General features: G+C 45.0%; 18 protein-coding genes, 1 tRNA gene and 1 other annotated feature. Of the genes, 10 read left to right on the top strand and 9 right to left on the bottom strand.

Annotated elements, in window-relative coordinates; genetic code table 11:
• Positions 1-129 precede the first annotated feature (129 nt).
• Complete coding sequence (locus QOS03_RS00430; RefSeq protein ID WP_081036732.1) at positions 130-306, bottom strand: DUF3042 family protein; 177 nt, start codon at positions 304-306, stop codon at positions 130-132.
• A gap of 88 nt (positions 307-394) precedes the next feature.
• Here QOS03_RS00430 and miaA point away from each other — a divergent pair, with 88 nt between their 5' ends.
• Together miaA and glnA are read left to right on the top strand one after the other, a co-directional pair.
• Positions 395-1,318 (top strand): tRNA (adenosine(37)-N6)-dimethylallyltransferase MiaA, encoded by a 924-nt coding sequence (gene miaA, locus QOS03_RS00425; RefSeq protein WP_283574981.1) that lies wholly within the window; start codon positions 395-397, stop codon positions 1,316-1,318.
• 204 nt (positions 1,319-1,522) lie between these two features.
• Entirely contained in the window at positions 1,523-2,866 is a 1,344-nt protein-coding gene (gene glnA / locus QOS03_RS00420) for a type I glutamate--ammonia ligase (RefSeq protein WP_283574980.1), read from the top strand.
• A 114-nt stretch (positions 2,867-2,980) separates the two neighbouring features.
• On the opposite strand, the gene QOS03_RS00415 is transcribed toward glnA, so the two are convergent.
• Positions 2,981-3,112 carry a hypothetical protein gene (locus QOS03_RS00415; RefSeq protein WP_283574979.1) on the bottom strand — a complete coding sequence of 44 codons (132 nt, stop codon included), beginning with the start codon at positions 3,110-3,112 and terminating at the stop codon, positions 2,981-2,983.
• A gap of 199 nt (positions 3,113-3,311) precedes the next feature.
• Here QOS03_RS00415 and QOS03_RS00410 point away from each other — a divergent pair, with 199 nt between their 5' ends.
• From QOS03_RS00410 to QOS03_RS00400, 3 genes are read left to right on the top strand one after another with little or no spacing between them, the layout of a single operon-like run.
• On the top strand, positions 3,312-4,196 hold the full coding sequence (locus QOS03_RS00410; RefSeq protein ID WP_283574978.1) for an exonuclease SbcC: 885 nt from the start codon (positions 3,312-3,314) through the stop codon (positions 4,194-4,196).
• On the top strand, positions 4,186-5,238 hold the full coding sequence (locus QOS03_RS00405; RefSeq protein WP_283574977.1) for a hypothetical protein: 1,053 nt from the start codon (positions 4,186-4,188) through the stop codon (positions 5,236-5,238). The genes QOS03_RS00410 and QOS03_RS00405 overlap by 11 nt, the downstream gene beginning before the upstream one ends.
• Before the next feature lies 1 nt (position 5,239).
• Positions 5,240-5,791, top strand: coding sequence for a dUTP diphosphatase (locus QOS03_RS00400; RefSeq protein ID WP_283574976.1), 552 nt, complete (start codon positions 5,240-5,242; stop codon positions 5,789-5,791).
• Between the two features lie 664 nt (positions 5,792-6,455).
• Here the strand turns inward: QOS03_RS00400 and QOS03_RS00395 are convergent.
• Positions 6,456-6,529: transfer RNA gene (locus QOS03_RS00395), tRNA-Arg, on the bottom strand.
• A 199-nt stretch (positions 6,530-6,728) separates the two neighbouring features.
• On the opposite strand from QOS03_RS00395, the gene QOS03_RS00390 reads away from it, so the two are divergent.
• From QOS03_RS00390 to citX, 5 genes are all read left to right on the top strand, one after another.
• Positions 6,729-7,364 (top strand): TetR/AcrR family transcriptional regulator, encoded by a 636-nt coding sequence (locus QOS03_RS00390; protein WP_283574975.1) that lies wholly within the window; start codon positions 6,729-6,731, stop codon positions 7,362-7,364.
• 233 nt (positions 7,365-7,597) lie between these two features.
• Positions 7,598-7,668 (top strand) — a sequence feature (ribosomal protein L21 leader region).
• A gap of 16 nt (positions 7,669-7,684) precedes the next feature.
• The gene (gene rplU, locus QOS03_RS00385; RefSeq protein ID WP_056968018.1) at positions 7,685-7,993 is read left to right on the top strand and encodes a 50S ribosomal protein L21; all 309 of its coding nucleotides are present in this window, start codon (positions 7,685-7,687) and stop codon (positions 7,991-7,993) included.
• Positions 7,994-8,005: 12 nt separating this feature from the next.
• Entirely contained in the window at positions 8,006-8,326 is a 321-nt protein-coding gene (locus QOS03_RS00380) for a ribosomal-processing cysteine protease Prp (protein WP_283574974.1), read from the top strand.
• Between the two features lie 29 nt (positions 8,327-8,355).
• Complete coding sequence (gene rpmA / locus QOS03_RS00375; protein ID WP_283574973.1) at positions 8,356-8,637, top strand: 50S ribosomal protein L27; 282 nt, start codon at positions 8,356-8,358, stop codon at positions 8,635-8,637.
• 86 nt (positions 8,638-8,723) lie between these two features.
• Complete coding sequence (gene citX / locus QOS03_RS00370) at positions 8,724-9,263, top strand: citrate lyase holo-[acyl-carrier protein] synthase (protein WP_283574972.1); 540 nt, start codon at positions 8,724-8,726, stop codon at positions 9,261-9,263.
• Positions 9,264-9,504: 241 nt separating this feature from the next.
• On the opposite strand, the gene cysK is transcribed toward citX, so the two are convergent.
• From cysK to QOS03_RS00340, 6 genes are all read right to left on the bottom strand, one after another.
• Positions 9,505-10,431, bottom strand: coding sequence for a cysteine synthase A (cysK, locus tag QOS03_RS00365; protein ID WP_283574971.1), 927 nt, complete (start codon positions 10,429-10,431; stop codon positions 9,505-9,507).
• Between the two features lie 15 nt (positions 10,432-10,446).
• Positions 10,447-11,265 carry a homoserine O-acetyltransferase/O-succinyltransferase family protein gene (locus QOS03_RS00360; protein ID WP_283574970.1) on the bottom strand — a complete coding sequence of 273 codons (819 nt, stop codon included), beginning with the start codon at positions 11,263-11,265 and terminating at the stop codon, positions 10,447-10,449.
• Positions 11,266-11,615: 350 nt separating this feature from the next.
• Complete coding sequence (locus QOS03_RS00355) at positions 11,616-12,479, bottom strand: lysophospholipid acyltransferase family protein (RefSeq protein WP_283574969.1); 864 nt, start codon at positions 12,477-12,479, stop codon at positions 11,616-11,618.
• Positions 12,476-13,444: a glycosyltransferase family 8 protein gene (locus QOS03_RS00350; protein ID WP_283574968.1), complete on the bottom strand. Its 969-nt coding sequence runs from the start codon at positions 13,442-13,444 to the stop codon at positions 12,476-12,478. The genes QOS03_RS00355 and QOS03_RS00350 overlap by 4 nt, the downstream gene beginning before the upstream one ends.
• An 11-nt stretch (positions 13,445-13,455) precedes the next feature.
• Positions 13,456-14,316: a glycosyltransferase gene (locus tag QOS03_RS00345; protein ID WP_283574967.1), complete on the bottom strand. Its 861-nt coding sequence runs from the start codon at positions 14,314-14,316 to the stop codon at positions 13,456-13,458.
• Positions 14,282-15,046, bottom strand: coding sequence for a lysophospholipid acyltransferase family protein (locus QOS03_RS00340; protein ID WP_283574966.1), 765 nt, complete (start codon positions 15,044-15,046; stop codon positions 14,282-14,284). The genes QOS03_RS00345 and QOS03_RS00340 overlap by 35 nt, the downstream gene beginning before the upstream one ends.
• Positions 15,047-15,150: the final 104 nt, after the last annotated feature.

Genomic DNA, 15,150 nt, shown 5'->3' with positions numbered 1-15,150 from the left:
AAAACTAAAGAATCGCTAGGAACCACGTTGCTGAAAACGTTGATTTCTAGCGATTTTTAATATTACTATTCTCTAAAATTCATCTGAAAATATAGTTTTTTCCCAGCCTCTTTTTATAATCGTAATGGATTACAGTTGGTGAGAAGAGCGTCCCTTGCGTGTAGCGGCGCGACGGTTCTCATCAAAACGATTTTCTTCTTCTTCGATTGGCTTAACGACGGTCTTGTGGAAAGCAGCCACGCCACTTGCCACCGCACCCAGAGTCGTTAAGGCACCCAATACAAAACCACGTGTAAATTTTTTCAAAAGAGTAGCCCCCTTTATGTCATTTGGCTTTATTATGACTGATTTTGAATAGATTTACCAGTAATTTTAAGCAAGGAAGGTTTTAATTTTGACTAAAGCAATAGCCATCGTTGGCCCAACTGCTGTCGGCAAGACGGCACTGTCGATTCAGCTGGCCCATGATTTAAACGGCGAGGTGATCTCAGGCGACTCGATGCAGATTTATCGTCACTTAGACATTGGTACGGCTAAGATCACGCCTGCTGAAATGGATGGCATACCGCATCACTTGATTGATATTCGCGATCTTAACCAGCGCTTTTCGGCGGCAGAATTCCAAAAACTGGCTAATGAACAAATTGATCAGATTGCCGCTCGTCAGCATCTGCCCATGGTCGTTGGTGGGACCGGCTTTTATCTGCAGACACTGACTGAAAATCTGGCGCTGGGTGCTGATCATTTCGATGAACAATCGCAACGGATTCGCGACTACTGGCATCAAATGGTCGATCAAAAGGGCCCTGAAGCCGTTTGGAAGCAGCTGTACCAAAAAGATCCTCAGGCTGCCAAACAGATCCCGGTGGGTAATTTAAGACGTGTAATTCGGGCACTAGAGGTTATTGAAAAAACGGGCCAACTGTTTTCGCAGCAGACGCAGACCAAAAGCGACAATGAATTTTTGCTGATCGGTTTGACTACCGAACGTTCGGTTTTATATGAACGCATCAATCAACGGGTTGATTTGATGATTAAAGAAGGTCTGCTTGATGAGGCGCGCTGGCTGTATGAACAAGGCGGTGAAAATTACCAGTCTGGCAAGGGAATCGGCTACCGAGAGCTGTTTCCGTACTTTAAGGGTGAGACGACGCTGGCGGATGCAATTGCCAAGATCAAGCAGGATTCCCGTCACTATGCCAAGCGTCAGTTAACCTGGTTTAGAAATAAGATGAACGTTCAATGGTATGATTTGGTTAGCGGTCGGAATACGACTAATGAAATTGAAGCTGACGTTAAAGAGTGGTTAAAAAATTAAAGTTAAACGTTAGTCAAACTAATTAATCAACGTGATCGATCATGAAAGCCCTATCAAAAATTGACTTATTTCCTTCCAATTGGTAGGCTATTAAAGTAATCAGAGGGAAGGCTGAATATAAGCATTAACCAAGACCAATTCAATAATTGGTCTAGCCATCTGAGACTAGTTGTGAAATCGTAAGTGTGGAAGGAATGGAATAAAATGGCAAAACACGTATTCACTAAAGAAGAAGTTCATGAATTAGTTGAAAAGGAAAACGTTCATTTTCTGCGGGTAATGTTCTCTGATCTGTTTGGTACGACGAAGTGCGTTGACCTGCCCGTCAGCCAATTAGACAAGCTGATGAACAACAAGATGATGTTTGATGGCTCTTCAATCGACGGCTTTGTCCGCATCAACGAAAGTGACATGTACCTCTACCCAGACATGTCAACTTGGCTGGTCTTTCCTTGGGGTGAGGAACACGGTAAGGTTGCCCGCGTGATCTGCAGCGTGCACATGACTGATGGCACGCCATTTGCTGGTGACCCTCGCAACAACCTGATGCGGGTTTTAGACGACATGAAGAAAGCTGGTTTCACTTCATTCAACATTGGTCCGGAACCAGAATTCTTTTTGTTCAAGACTGACGAAAAGGGCAACCCAACGACTGAAGTAAACGATAACGAAAACTACTTTGACATGGAACCTGCCGATGCCGGCGAAAACTGCCGTCGCGACATCGTTTTGGCACTGGAAAAAATGGGCTTTGATGTTGAAGCTGCTCACCATGAAGTTGCTCCTGGCCAACACGAAGTCGACTTTAAGTACGCTAATGCTTTGGAAGCAGCCGACAATATTCAAACGTTCAAGTTTGTTGTTAAGTCAGTTGCCAAAAAACATGGGCTGCACGCCACGTTTATGCCAAAGCCATTGTCTGGCATCAACGGTTCAGGTATGCACACCAACATGTCGCTGTTTGACAAAGATGGCAACAACGCCTTCTACGATGAAAAGGGCGACCTGCAATTGTCCGCCACGGCTTACCACTTCCTGGCTGGGATTCTGAAGCATGCTCGCGCCTTGACGGCTATCTGCAACCCAACCGTCAACTCTTACAAGCGTCTGGTACCTGGCTATGAAGCCCCAGTTTACGTTGCCTGGTCTGGATCCAACCGTTCACCATTGATCCGGATCCCAGATGATCGTAAGATGGGTACGCGGGTTGAAATGCGCTCCGTTGACTGCACGGCTAACCCATACCTGGCAATTGCCGCTATTTTGGAAGCCGGTCTGGACGGTCTGCGCAATAACTTGACGCCAATGAAGGAAGTTACGGAAAACATCTACACGATGACGCCAGAAGAACGTGAAGCCAAGGGCATTGAAGATCTGCCATCCAACCTGCACAACGCTTTGAAGAGTCTGCGTGCCGATGACGTAGTTCGTGCATCAATGGGCGAACACCTCTACAAGAACTTCTTTGAGGCCAAGACGCGTGAATATGATGGTTACCGTCAACACGTTTCTGACTGGGAACGTGACAAGTATATGCTCCAATACTAATTTGTGTTTTGCCAAAGAGGCCTGCCAAGCTGCAGGTCTTTTTATTTTAGAGACGAAAAAAACGCAGCGTTGCAAGTGACGCTGCGTTTTTTCAAATCAAAATCGTGACTAAAACTATTCACTCAGCTTTTTAGCATCTGCATCCAGCTTAGCGAAGCCTGAACCATTAGGCTTTTTGTTGTCACGCTTTTCCATAGCCTTGCGGGCCATTTCTTTTCGTTCTTGCTTATTCAATTTACGTGCCATAATAGTTTCGCCTCTTTTCTTGACATTCAAGTAGTCCACATATGTGTAATACTCGAACAATTCTATTATAGTCATTCTTTAAGAATTTGCAACCGTTATCGCAAATGGTAAAGATTTTACAACTACCTGGATTAATCGCTTTAAAAGTTGTCAAAAATCCGCTAAGATTAAAGCAGTATTAAATTAAGGAGTCAAAGCTATGGCAAGTGTTGAACAGACAAATGGTGCGCTTGATATCAGCCAAGCAATCAACAAGCAGATTGCGGCCAAGATCAAGTATCTACAAGAATTGGAAACCGCGGTCGAACATCATGATGACTGCAAGGTATATCAATTGCTGGACAATCAGCGCTATGCTGCGGAAATTGAGCATCGCGAACAGCAGCCAAACGAGCAGGGCGTTATGAACCTGGTCGATGATCTGGCTGACCAGTTGAGCAACTTTTTGAGTGCCAACCTGATTCAATATTTGGGCAAGGCATACCCATTCTTTTACTATGAAGAATACCAAACAGGTCACTACCGCATCTACTTTGGGAACTGGTGGGATCGGCGGCGCTTTGGTGAACTGGACGTCTTAAATATCCGCTTTGCCTTTGATCAAGAAGAATACCAAAAACTGGCGCGCACCTTTGAACTAAGCAAGCAAAACAAGCGCTACAACAGTGATCGCATTGAACAGATCTCGAGTGAAAACGATCGTCTGCAAAAACTGATTGACAGTCGTCTGGAACGTGAACAAAAGCGGGCAGCCTTACAAGAGCAGCTCAAAGATGCCAGCTCACGCAGCGGTCTGTTTGAGTCCAACAAGAATCGTGAAGCACGTCAGGTAATCGTTGAACAGATCAGCAAGCTGGAAGATGAGGAACAAGAATCCCGTACGGCTGCGGACACGATCAAAGAAAATGAACGTGTCGTACTGGATCTTTCAAAAGAAAATACGATTCTAAGCTACGAGCAAAAGAGCATCATTGATACGTTTGGCACGTTTGAGGACTTCGAATTGGCCAACCGAAATCTGTATGCCAGCTATCTTAACAGCCTAGGCGGCAAAAAAGCGGGGGTGAGCGCAGATGAGCAGTAATCAAATGATCTCAACGGCAGCCGATCGCGTTCATTCACTCAGCGACTCGATTACCCAAGGCCTTGAAATCGGTCAGCGCTACGTTGCTTTACTCAATCAGCTGACTGAAACCAAGGATCCGGCTGAACTGCTTGATGCTACTGAAAAGCTGGAAGGACTCAGCCTGGAAAACGCTTTTGTCAAGTTTCCACAGCATTATCAGCTGGCTGACTACTATCTACTGCTAATGGCAAGCATGCTGGAATTGAATGGCGAAAACAGTCTGGAAATCGAAGAAAATGAGATTCACCACCAGTTATTGGCTAAGATTTCGCCAATGGAGGATCAAGAGCGCTTTACGTTTGAAATCGATCCGCATAACGGTGGGGCCTTCTTTGCCGAGCAGCATCATCATGAGCCGCTGTTTTATCTGAACCTCAAGCATCAGATTCTCAAGTTCAGCAACCGGGCGCTGGTTGACTTTTTCATCGTTCGCCAGACCCAAAAGTTCAGTGATCTGGATCTGCAGGCCGTTGTTTCGCCAATGATTAAGTTTGCCTTGCTGTTGGAAAAGCAGCTTAATTTCGTCATTGATCTGGGAATTTTGGAAACTGGCAACGGTGCCCGTTTCCGCCTGCAAAAACCAGATCTGCCATTGACGATTATCGACCGGCTGTTTGTCAAAACCACGGATACCGACTACATGCTGCTGAACCTGCCACAAAACAATGGTGCCGAGCTGCGACTGGATCAAAACGTACGACTGCAGCTGGCGTTTGATCCAGACGACTATGCTCAGGAATGGAGCTTCCGGGTTCTGGACAAAGAAGAGCGCGTCTCGTTCTTTGACGTCTTATTGCATTATCCGCTGGTACGGGAATGGTACTTGGACAACCGTGAGTTCTTAGCCGTTAGAACGGATGCGATGATCTTTGCCAACAATGCCGATCAGGATCATGTTGATGAGACGCTGACCATGACGACGCCGGATCAACCGGCTCAATCAGCAGAACAGACGGCTGAAAATTTAGAAAATCAAACGGAAGTAGAAAAGGAAGATTAGTTTGTTAGATATTACTAAGTTGCTGCATGAGTCAATTGAATTTGACTGGCAATTGGATGAGGATCATGATATTCAACTTGGTGCCGAAGCTCGCGTGCAAAACGTCTTTACTGCATTGGACGTTGAGCTGGCCGAGATTGCCAACGCTGCAGAATGGTTTAAAGTCTGGAAAGAGCACCTTGGCAAAAAATTGCCTGGCCGGACGCATCATCAGACCGTTCTGGAAGAATACGTGGACGCGCTGAACTTCTTTTTACTCTTCAGTGCCAAAAATCAATGGACGCATCTGATTGTTTTGGATGAGCAGATGCTTGCGCGCATTAAAAATGGCAAGCCTGCTGAAAAAGTCCCAGACTGGAATAAGGAATATCTGGCCATCAAAAACTTCTTGTATGGCAGTTATTTCAATCACCGTCAAGAAGATTTTCGCCATGCCTGGCACCTGTTTTTGAAGATGGGACTGGTTGATTTTGGCTTTACTGAAGACGAGATCATGGATGCCTATGAAGAAAAGCTGAAAATCAACATCCAGCGCCAAGAAGACAACTATTAAATATATTAGCCCTGCTAGTCGCTAAGTGCTCTGGGAGGGCTTTTTTATGACTAAAAAACGACATCCGCCATGGAGACGGATGCCGTTTTTGTTGATAAGGAAAGGCGATGCTTTGTGCCATTAGAATATTGACCTAGCAGCGGGGATTTTAAATTGCCAAAGATTTGACCAACTACAGATAAAGAAAGAATCAACGAAATGATAAAGAGCGGCAATGTTTTGTAATCCCGTCAAAAGCATTGTCTATATATTTCATTATTGTTACTTTTATTAAAAAATGCAATAGTTCTGTAACATAAATTTAATTCTTAATACTTTCTTAAACATTTTAGGAAAAATGCTGAACTAATGATCTACATATTTATCTTTCCAAGCTTATACAAAACATACAATCAATACCGTCTAGCCGTGCGTGTAAATTTCAAAAAAGGTAACAAAAAATTATAGATACAAATTGATAGGTTATATCAGTGCTAGACGAAAAATTAGTTAGAAGTACTGATATAACAGTATTTTGAGCATTAAATTCTAATAAAATCAACCAGAACTTTTTAAAAAAGGCATCTCTAACCTTAAAACCCCCTTATTAATGCCTCTGGGACACCAGTAGGACACCTGGGTGATTGAGAATACCTTGATATCTGTGCTTTCCGCGTTTCCAAAATGGGGCAAGTGGGAATCGAACCCACAACCTTTGGTTTAGAAGACCAATGCTCTATCCAGTTGAGCTATTGCCCCAGACCTAATCAAGTATATTATATTCCACGAAAATGTCAATAAGACAGTTGGTTAGACCATTGCCAAACCTTTTCTGTTGAAGTAGGTGTAATTTATTGACAAAGCGCTTACATCGTTTTAATCTAACGGTAGAACAAGTTTGTAGATCAGCTACATGTTTAACCTAAAGAGCTTTTTTTAGAATGGAGGCGTAGTGCCAATGACGGGCAGCAAGGTTGATCCTCGTGTAGTCAAGACCCGCAGTAGTCTCCGCAAGGCACTTGTTTATCTGATGAAGCATGAGAAGCTTGAAAACATCAGCGTCCAAAAGATTACTGAAACGGCGAACATTACTCGAGGCACATTTTATCTACATTATAAGGATAAGCGCGATTTTATCAAGTCAGCTATGAACGAGATTTTAGATGACTTATTCGCAAAGATTATGGTTGAGCGCCAGATTTCCACGTCTGGTGCCTCAATTCAGGTTCTTTCATTAAATGAGGCCTTTCAATGCATTGAAAACAGTGCCGAGGTCTTTGATGTATTGTTGAACAACGAACGCAATGATTTCTTCTATGGTCAGCTTTATGATCGACTTTGCCAGGAAATGACCAAGTATGCTAAACAGCTTGGTACTGAGTTTGATGATTTTGACGTTCCAATCAAAATGCAGGTATCGTTTTTGGCATCCGCTGTTTTGGGCGTCATCAAAAGCTGGCTGCAAGATGGCATGATCTACACGCCACGCTATATGACGCAGAGCATGGTTAAGATGCTGCAGCAATTTAGCGGTGAGGGAATGCTGTTAACCTCGTTTTTTGATAGCAAGGTTAAATCAGCACTAGAAATCTAATAAGTTTGATAGTTAAATTCTCGCTTTAATGGGGCGGGGATTTTTATTTTTCTAAGCATCAAGATTTTGCACACCGCGCTGACTTTTGGAAGTAATTAGGTCCATTGCAGCGAACGAATCTAGTATCTAGAATTTACCTATCAAGATCAGTACGGAAAATTTTATCTAAATCTGTGTTTAATGTTGACGATCGGCCGAGATTTTGATACCATATGAACGTTGTATTTGTGAACCAACAACTACAACCGCACGCAACCGAGTTTTAAAAGCTTCGGCTGCTCGGCCGGCGAGTCTTAGAAATTAAGGAGGTGCACAAACTGATGTACGCAATTATCGTTACTGGCGGCAAGCAATACAAGGTAGAAGCAGGTCAAGCTATCTACGTTGAAAAGCTGGACGCAAAAGAAGGCGACAAGGTAACTTTTGACAAGGTTATCTTCGTAGGCGGCGACGACGTTAAGGTCGGCACGCCATTTGTTGACGGTGCTTCTGTTGAAGGTACTGTTGACAAGCAAGGCAAGGAAAAGAAGGTTGTTACCTTTAAGTACAAGCCAAAGAAGCACACCCACACCAAGAAGGGTCACCGTCAACCATACACTAAGGTTACGATTGACACGATCAACGCTTAATGGGGTGATTCAATGATTCGCGCGGTTTTTCATACCAATCAGGATCATGGAATAGCTTCGTTTGAGATGACTGGGCATGCCGATCATGGCGATTATGGTCAAGACATTGTCTGTGCTGCGGTTTCTGCTTTGGCAATCGCTACGGTCAATGGATTGGAAAGAGTCGTCAGGCGGTCTGCCACGATTACGGCCGACCATGCTAACGGCGGTTTGCTTAAAGTCAGCTCAATTGATCCGGGACACGATTCCCAGATTTTAATGCAGACGTTCTTGGAAGCGATGCTTGATATTCAAGAACAGTATGCAGAAAATATTGTCATTAAAATGTCTTAAAAACAAATTTTAAGCTGGAGGTGAAAACTATGATTATGGATCTTCAATTCTTCTCCCACCACAAAGGGGGCGGTTCGACTGCCAACGGTCGTAACTCTGCTGGTCGTCGTCTGGGAACTAAGGCTGCTGACGGTTCTGTCGTAACGGCCGGTTCTATCATCTACCGTCAACGTGGTACTCACATTCACCCAGGTGAAAACGTGGGCCGCGGTGGTGACGACACTTTGTTTGCTAAGATCGATGGCGTTGTTAAGTTCGAACGCATGGGTCGCAACAACCGCAAAGTTTCGGTTTACCCAGTTGCCGAATAATAAATTAAAGTCCAGTCCGACTGATGTGCTTGCATGTCATCGAACTGGACTTTTCTTTTGGCGTTTTGCTAAAGGGGGGAGAAAACATGAACAATTTGTTTGCCAATGGCACGCCGCAGCAGATTCCCGAAGTCTTGACCAATCGGGATCATCGGGTGGCCTTGCAGAATCAATTGACAAAATCACATCCTGACCAGACCGTGATTGCCGCTAAGCTTAATATTCCCGGACCAATCAAGAATAACGAGACGATCAAGAACTTCTTTGTGACCAAGCTGACGATTTTTGAAAAGCAGCTGCAGGCTCAGTATGATTTTAAAATGGTTGAGCAATGGCTGGACGAATCAACCGGACCTGAACGCTTTTATTTGGTTGATGGTCCAGCTGAGCAGGTTAAGCAGCTGACGACCGCATTTGAAGAAGCTGATGCCTCAAATCGACTGTTTGATCTGGACGTTTTGAGTCGTCAAGCTGGACAGACGGTTTCAATGTCACGGACCGAGCTGGGGCTGCCTAAACGGACGTGCTTGATCTGTGGGCGACCAGCCAAGGAATGTGCACGTTCGCGGCGTCATACGGTTGCAGAACTGCAGGATCGGGTGGCTGAGCTGATTGAAAACAGTTGAACGTTGGGAAAAATCGAATAAGGAAGCTGCTAAACGGATACTAAATGATTGTTATTTGAGGCGTTTAGCAACAACTGCAAAATAAAGAGATTGAGAAAAAACTCCGCAAGAATGGCTAGGTCGGTCAAATGCTGATTTATCAGCATTTGAGCTGCCAGCCAGCTACTGCGCTGAGGCATTATTATCCAGAAAACAATAAAGAGGTTGGGTTAATTCCCAGCCTCTTTTGATTGATTAGATTTTAGTAGTCAAACAGCTCAGTTGACAAGTAGCGGTCACCGCCATCAGGAGCAACGGTTACGACTTTCTTGCCCTTGCCAAGCTTCTTAGCCAGTTCAATCGCACCATAGATGTTGGCCCCGGCTGAGATACCCGGCAAAAAGCCTTCCAGATGACCGACTTCTTGAGCGGTCTTGATAGCATCGTCGCTGGTAACTTCGATAATACCATCATAAACGTCTTGGTCCAGCGTCTTTGGAATAAAGCCGGCACTGATACCTTGGATCTTATGCTTACCGGCTTTGCCTTCCTTGAGCACTGGAGATTCAGCTGGTTCAAGTGCATAGACTTTGATGCTTGGATCAGCTTGCTTCAAGGCATGACCAATCCCACTCAAAGTACCGCCAGTACCAACACCGGCAACGAAGGCATCTGGCAGATTATCCTTGCCGAAAGCATCGATGATTTCTTGGCCGGTCGTAGCTTCGTGGATGGCTGGGTTGGCTGGGTTTTCAAACTGCATTGGCATAAAGTAGCCTTTAGCGTCAACCAGTTCTTGGGCCTTGGCAATTGAGCCTTTCATCCCTTCGGCACCAGGCGTCAGAATCAATTCAGCCCCGTAGCCCTGCATCAGCTTGCGTCGTTCAACGCTCATCGTTTCTGGCATTACGATAATCAGGTGGTAGCCCTTGGCGGCTGCTACGCTGGCCAGCCCAATCCCAGTGTTGCCTGAGGTTGGTTCGATAATAGTGTCGCCAGGCTTAAGCTGGCCTTCTTGTTCAGCCTTTTCAATCATGGCCAGGGCAATCCGGTCTTTGATGGAGCCGGCTGGGTTGAAGAACTCAAGCTTTACGTAAACATCAGCCGCGTCTTCTGGCACGATACGGTTAAGCTTTAACAGTGGGGTGTTGCCAACCAGTTGGTCGATTGAAGTGTAGATTTTTGACATAAGGTATTCTCCTTTTTATGCAATCAATGCGAGTTGTGAATAGTCAGCCGCTTTTTGCAGCCAGTTTCTAAAATACAGCTGCTGAACCTGTTCCCATTTGAATTGGGGATCAGCCAGCGTTTTGATGTCTTTAAAATAGTTCTTGGGTAATGCATAGTGACGATCGGGATGGGCAGCCGTTTCCCGTTGATATTCGGCTAAGAGAGCCCTGCGATCGTATTCAAGGTGGGCAAACAGAAAGTCTTGATTGTCGCTGCCGCTTAAAGCGAGCAGATAGTCGTCAACGGACATAGCGTTGATCGTCAGTTCAGATGATTGCCGAATCTGATTATGATCCAGTTCGGCATAGCGGGCGTGGGGAGCCGGAAATGGCATGGTCAAGCCATTTAATACGGGAGTCTCAACCAACACCTCGTTGTCAAAAACGCCGAAGTACTTTTTGGTTAATTGCCGCTTTTCAATACCATACAAATAGTTGGCGGCAGCCATGGCACCCCAGCAGATGTATAGCTGCGGAATGTTAAATTCGACCAGCGTATCGATCAGGCGCGTGATCTCATCATAATATTCGACCTGCTCAAATGGCATTTGTTCGATTGGGGCACCCGTGATGATGAATCCTTGCAGCTGGCTTGCCTTGTTAAGATCCAGTGGTTCAGAAATGTTTTGAACCAGTGCTGGGACCTCGCGATTGCGATAATGATCAACAGGATAGAAAAAGGTAAGTTCAACCGTTGGATCAAGAGCCTTAAAAATTGATGTGAAACGCTGCTGAGTAGCAACTTTATCGTGCATCAGATTTAAGATGCCGATTTTTAGATGCTGATCTAACATCAGGTACTCCTTTCTTAACGATTGCCATAGTTAAACAATCAGACTTTCACCGGTGAGTTTGTCGATGATTCAAAGTGCGATATACAAAAAGCCCCGCTGACCAACTGACAGGTCTGCGGGGCTTTGCTATCGAATGGATCGATAGGGCTGTTTAGATTAAACTCAAACAAGCCTTTTCCGCAGAGAGAAAAAGGCAGCAACAAGTCATGTTCTTAGCAAAATCAAACTTGATCATGATGCACTTCTCCTTTCTGCTTTTTCAACGCATCTTTAAAACATGCCTTTATTCTACACGAGTTCTTACAAAAAGCAAGTGAAATAATTGCAAAACGAATTTTGATCAACCGTGCCTAACCGCGCCAGCCCGCAATATCATGCGGCTCAAAATCATAGCTGAGCTTTTTTTGATAGGCAGCTTCATAAGCGGCTTTTTTCTGGGCGTAGTCTTTTTCCATCATCATCTTGGCATTTTCATTAACCGAAAGCTTGGAATCAGGCCAAATCAATGGCAAAACGTGCAGACGATACTTAGTCTGATAAAATTCATCGTTGTTTTTTTCTGGTTTGGGCTGATCAATGATTTCCGTAAAACAAGAGATGATCGGTACGTTGGCCTTGGCAGCGTAATAGTAGGCACCACGCTTGACGGGCCGCGGCTTGCGATAGTTGAACCACATTTCCTGTTCAGGATAGATCAAAACCCAGTGCCCTTTTTGAACCTGCTGCTCAAGTTTTTTTGGCAGCGTACGACCCAAATAGCCAACGTTTTTGGTCAGTGGCAAAACATCGAGGTGATTCATCAAAAAGCCGATCAGACCATCCATTTTCAAGTTGGTTTCTTGAATTACGATGAACAGCCGACGATGATTCTTCTGAGCAAGCTTGCGAATGACAGTGTTGTCCAACTGATTGAAATGGTTGCTGGTGATTACGGCACCTTGCGTGGGCTTTAACGATTTCAGATTTTCCAATCCACAGAACGTGGTATTGAGATTGAACCAATCTGTGATGCCACGCATTGTGGTCCGAGCAATCAAACTATCGAATCTTGCGCGCCAGTGATTTTGATTTTGCCAAAACTGATTGACGATCGCCATGCTTTCTTCAGATGAGGTCTGTGGGTCATCGATTTCGACCTTTTCGTTAAAAAGTCCTTTTTGCGCATGGTCGGCGATGTTTTTAATGACCTGATCGCGATGTTCGCCGATAATCATGACAGCCGTACCTGCTTTCCTTGCTCTTGCAGTTTTTTAAACGTTACGGGATTATCAGGCAGCTCATCGGCATGATTAAGCATGCTCATCAGTTTTTGCCGATCCAGCTGCTGTTGAGCAATCGTATAGTCAGTTCGGACGTCTTTTAGCTGCTGAGCATAAGGCGTTTTTTTAGCCGCTTGCCAGAAGTATTCATCATACATAACGTGATCAAAATGCCAAGGTTTGAAAAACAGGTTATAGTGAATCAGCTTAGGATCTTTGACGCGTTCATCAGCAAACTCTTCATCTTTTGGCATGGCATTCCATTTTTCATCCAGATAGGTGATGCGACCATTGCACATGACGTTTAGGTAGTCTTGATCGGGGGCAATGCAGTCAACATGGTATCTTTGCAGCAGATTTAAAAAGTGGCGGGTAAATTCATCTTTGCGCAACTGACTGAAATTCATCAATAAGACACCAGAATTGAGGTATTGTTTGGCGGGAACGCCGACCGCTTCTTTAATGTAAAGCTGCATTGGGCCAACGTGCTCAACGGAATGATCTGGTGCCGCACCAATCAGATTATTGCCAAGCTCAATTGCAAACATGTCGGCTGGATCGCCATTCCAGACCGTATCGCTATCGACATAGATGGCCTTGTCGTATTGAGGGAAAAGATCGGCTAAAAATAAGCGGTAAAAAATGCTGGGCGTAAAAAAGTCGGCCCGCAGGTAGTTTTCTTTGCGATTTTGGATGGCATTGAGTGCTTCATCATTGATCTCATAAAAAATAAGCTCAAGATTGTCACTGGCCAGGCTTTGCAGATTTTGCCGCGTCACCGGCGTCAGTCCCTGATGCACGATGATAACCTGATAGTGCTGCTCAGGCGAGATATGATCACGCAGCGACTGAATCGCTACAGCCGCATAGGGGGCAAAGTCATTGCTGATGGTATAAAAAATTGGAATTGGCTGCGTCATATTAACCTTCCTTATAGTTCGGACTTCAGTTGACGATACTCTTCCAGAAGACCGTCATATTCATGCAAGCGCAGATCTTTGTGAACGTTGTTGATCTGCCATGGCTTGACGGTCAGAATGTGAAACCAGGGGAAGAAGCGAAAACTGGTGGTAAAGTGTTGAAATACAGTGTCGTGATGGAGTCGGCGCTGATCATTGAAACGTCGTGGTGCAATCTTTTTGGCATGTGAGAGTCGATTGATTGCAGCCTGGTCGGGCATAAACATATGGCGGGTGGTGATCATGTGGCGTGCTTTGACGAATAAATTGGTACGCTTGATTTCAGGCAGGTTCAAAAGCAAAATGCCTGAGTTGATATAATCGGCCATGCGCATTTGATGGTGGAAGAACCATTTCCCATAATGATCCAGTACGCCAACGACCTGGACACCGGTCAGATCTTGATGGTAAAAGTCATCAAATGATTCACGGCAGATTACGTCGTTGTCTAAATAAAGCAGGCGATCCGGCATGTTAGGAATCAGATCGACATACAGTCGTAGCATTGAATAAGGCGTAAAGCGCGAGTTCATGTTGGCCAAGGGCTGTGATTTGTTGAACAGCTCGGTACAATCGATTAAATGAAGTGAATTTTTGGGATTATACGATTGGAGCTGCTGGGTCAAAAGATTGGCGGCTTTTTTGCTGAAAGGCTCATACTGCAACGACTTGGTGGCCGTCTTCATCGTTAGAACGTAAATGTTTAGCGGTTCTTTAACATGATGGAGCAAAGACAGCGTAACGATCAAAACGCCATCTTCAGCGCGGTGATCGCCGCAAAACAGGATATTCACGGTTTCATCTTCTTTCTTGAATATATTTGATGGCCTCATAATTGCTAAGGCGGGCCCGGCTTAGCATGGCAGCTTGAATTTGATTATGCAGCCAGGACTGCTGTTTTTTTAGTGACAGATTCTGATCGGGAATAAACGGTCCATCGATAAAAACGGTCAGACGTGGCTTTTTTCCCCAGCGCGGCTTTTGATAGGTCGTCGTCATGGCAAATGCTGGCCGCTGATTTTTAATCGGAAACCGAAAACTGGTATCGGGAAAGGGTCGAATCTCAGTATAGTTGGGCCAGACGTGAGCTTCAGGATAGATAAAGACGTGACCTTGGTGCCGACTGATGGTCTGTACGGCTTTTAAGAGCTGTGCGGTTTGATGAAGCGAATTGCCCACTGGCAAGGCCCCACCATAGGAAAGCAATGGGCCGATTATGGGGATGCCCCAGTTGGCCGGTGCCGCCAAGGCATAAAAGTGCTGTGCCTGGCCGATTAAAAAGGGCATAAAGACGTCGTTAACCGGCTGCGTATGGTTGCCATAAACAAAATATCCCTGATTTTGATATGGCTGCAGCTTTGCTTGCCCCACGATCTTGGCTCTGCGCCAGCCATAAGTATATAGATAGGCGAATGCCTTGGCGCCACCACGAATCATCCATGACCAGCAGCGCTCAGCCGGCTTAGTGCGCAGCCAGCGAAAGTCATCTTGCAGTTGAAAGTCTTGATGAGCGCTTTGTACTACGTCATCAGTTGGTTCGGTATAATAAATTGTTTTTACCATACTTCTCACCTTCTATAATTACGGTAGCCAATTTAAACTTAACATAAGCTTAATCTAATGAAACATTATACTCAAAAAGAAAGTGCAAGTAAATACTTGCAATA

This window comes from Limosilactobacillus pulli, from assembly GCF_947381555.1.
Lineage (GTDB): Bacteria > Bacillota > Bacilli > Lactobacillales > Lactobacillaceae > Limosilactobacillus > Limosilactobacillus pulli.
Note: the sequence above shows the minus strand (reverse complement) of the source record. Positions and strands in the feature narration are given on the sequence as shown.

What these genes read in the sequence shown, in the direction of transcription:
- glnA (WP_283574980.1), top strand. Translation starts at nt 1,523, where the DNA reads ATGGCAAAACACGTATTCACTAAAGAAGAAGTTCATGAATTAGTTGAA.
- QOS03_RS00415 (WP_283574979.1), bottom strand. Translation starts at nt 3,112, where the DNA reads ATGGCACGTAAATTGAATAAGCAAGAACGAAAAGAAATGGCCCGCAAG.
- QOS03_RS00410 (WP_283574978.1), top strand. Translation starts at nt 3,312, where the DNA reads ATGGCAAGTGTTGAACAGACAAATGGTGCGCTTGATATCAGCCAAGCA.
- QOS03_RS00405 (WP_283574977.1), top strand. Translation starts at nt 4,186, where the DNA reads ATGAGCAGTAATCAAATGATCTCAACGGCAGCCGATCGCGTTCATTCA.
- QOS03_RS00390 (WP_283574975.1), top strand. Translation starts at nt 6,729, where the DNA reads ATGACGGGCAGCAAGGTTGATCCTCGTGTAGTCAAGACCCGCAGTAGT.
- rplU (WP_056968018.1), top strand. Translation starts at nt 7,685, where the DNA reads ATGTACGCAATTATCGTTACTGGCGGCAAGCAATACAAGGTAGAAGCA.
- QOS03_RS00380 (WP_283574974.1), top strand. Translation starts at nt 8,006, where the DNA reads ATGATTCGCGCGGTTTTTCATACCAATCAGGATCATGGAATAGCTTCG.
- rpmA (WP_283574973.1), top strand. Translation starts at nt 8,356, where the DNA reads ATGATTATGGATCTTCAATTCTTCTCCCACCACAAAGGGGGCGGTTCG.
- citX (WP_283574972.1), top strand. Translation starts at nt 8,724, where the DNA reads ATGAACAATTTGTTTGCCAATGGCACGCCGCAGCAGATTCCCGAAGTC.
- cysK (WP_283574971.1), bottom strand. Translation starts at nt 10,431, where the DNA reads ATGTCAAAAATCTACACTTCAATCGACCAACTGGTTGGCAACACCCCA.
- QOS03_RS00360 (WP_283574970.1), bottom strand. Translation starts at nt 11,265, where the DNA reads ATGTTAGATCAGCATCTAAAAATCGGCATCTTAAATCTGATGCACGAT.
- QOS03_RS00355 (WP_283574969.1), bottom strand. Translation starts at nt 12,479, where the DNA reads ATGATTATCGGCGAACATCGCGATCAGGTCATTAAAAACATCGCCGAC.
- QOS03_RS00350 (WP_283574968.1), bottom strand. Translation starts at nt 13,444, where the DNA reads ATGACGCAGCCAATTCCAATTTTTTATACCATCAGCAATGACTTTGCC.
- QOS03_RS00345 (WP_283574967.1), bottom strand. Translation starts at nt 14,316, where the DNA reads ATGAGGCCATCAAATATATTCAAGAAAGAAGATGAAACCGTGAATATC.
- QOS03_RS00340 (WP_283574966.1), bottom strand. Translation starts at nt 15,046, where the DNA reads ATGGTAAAAACAATTTATTATACCGAACCAACTGATGACGTAGTACAA.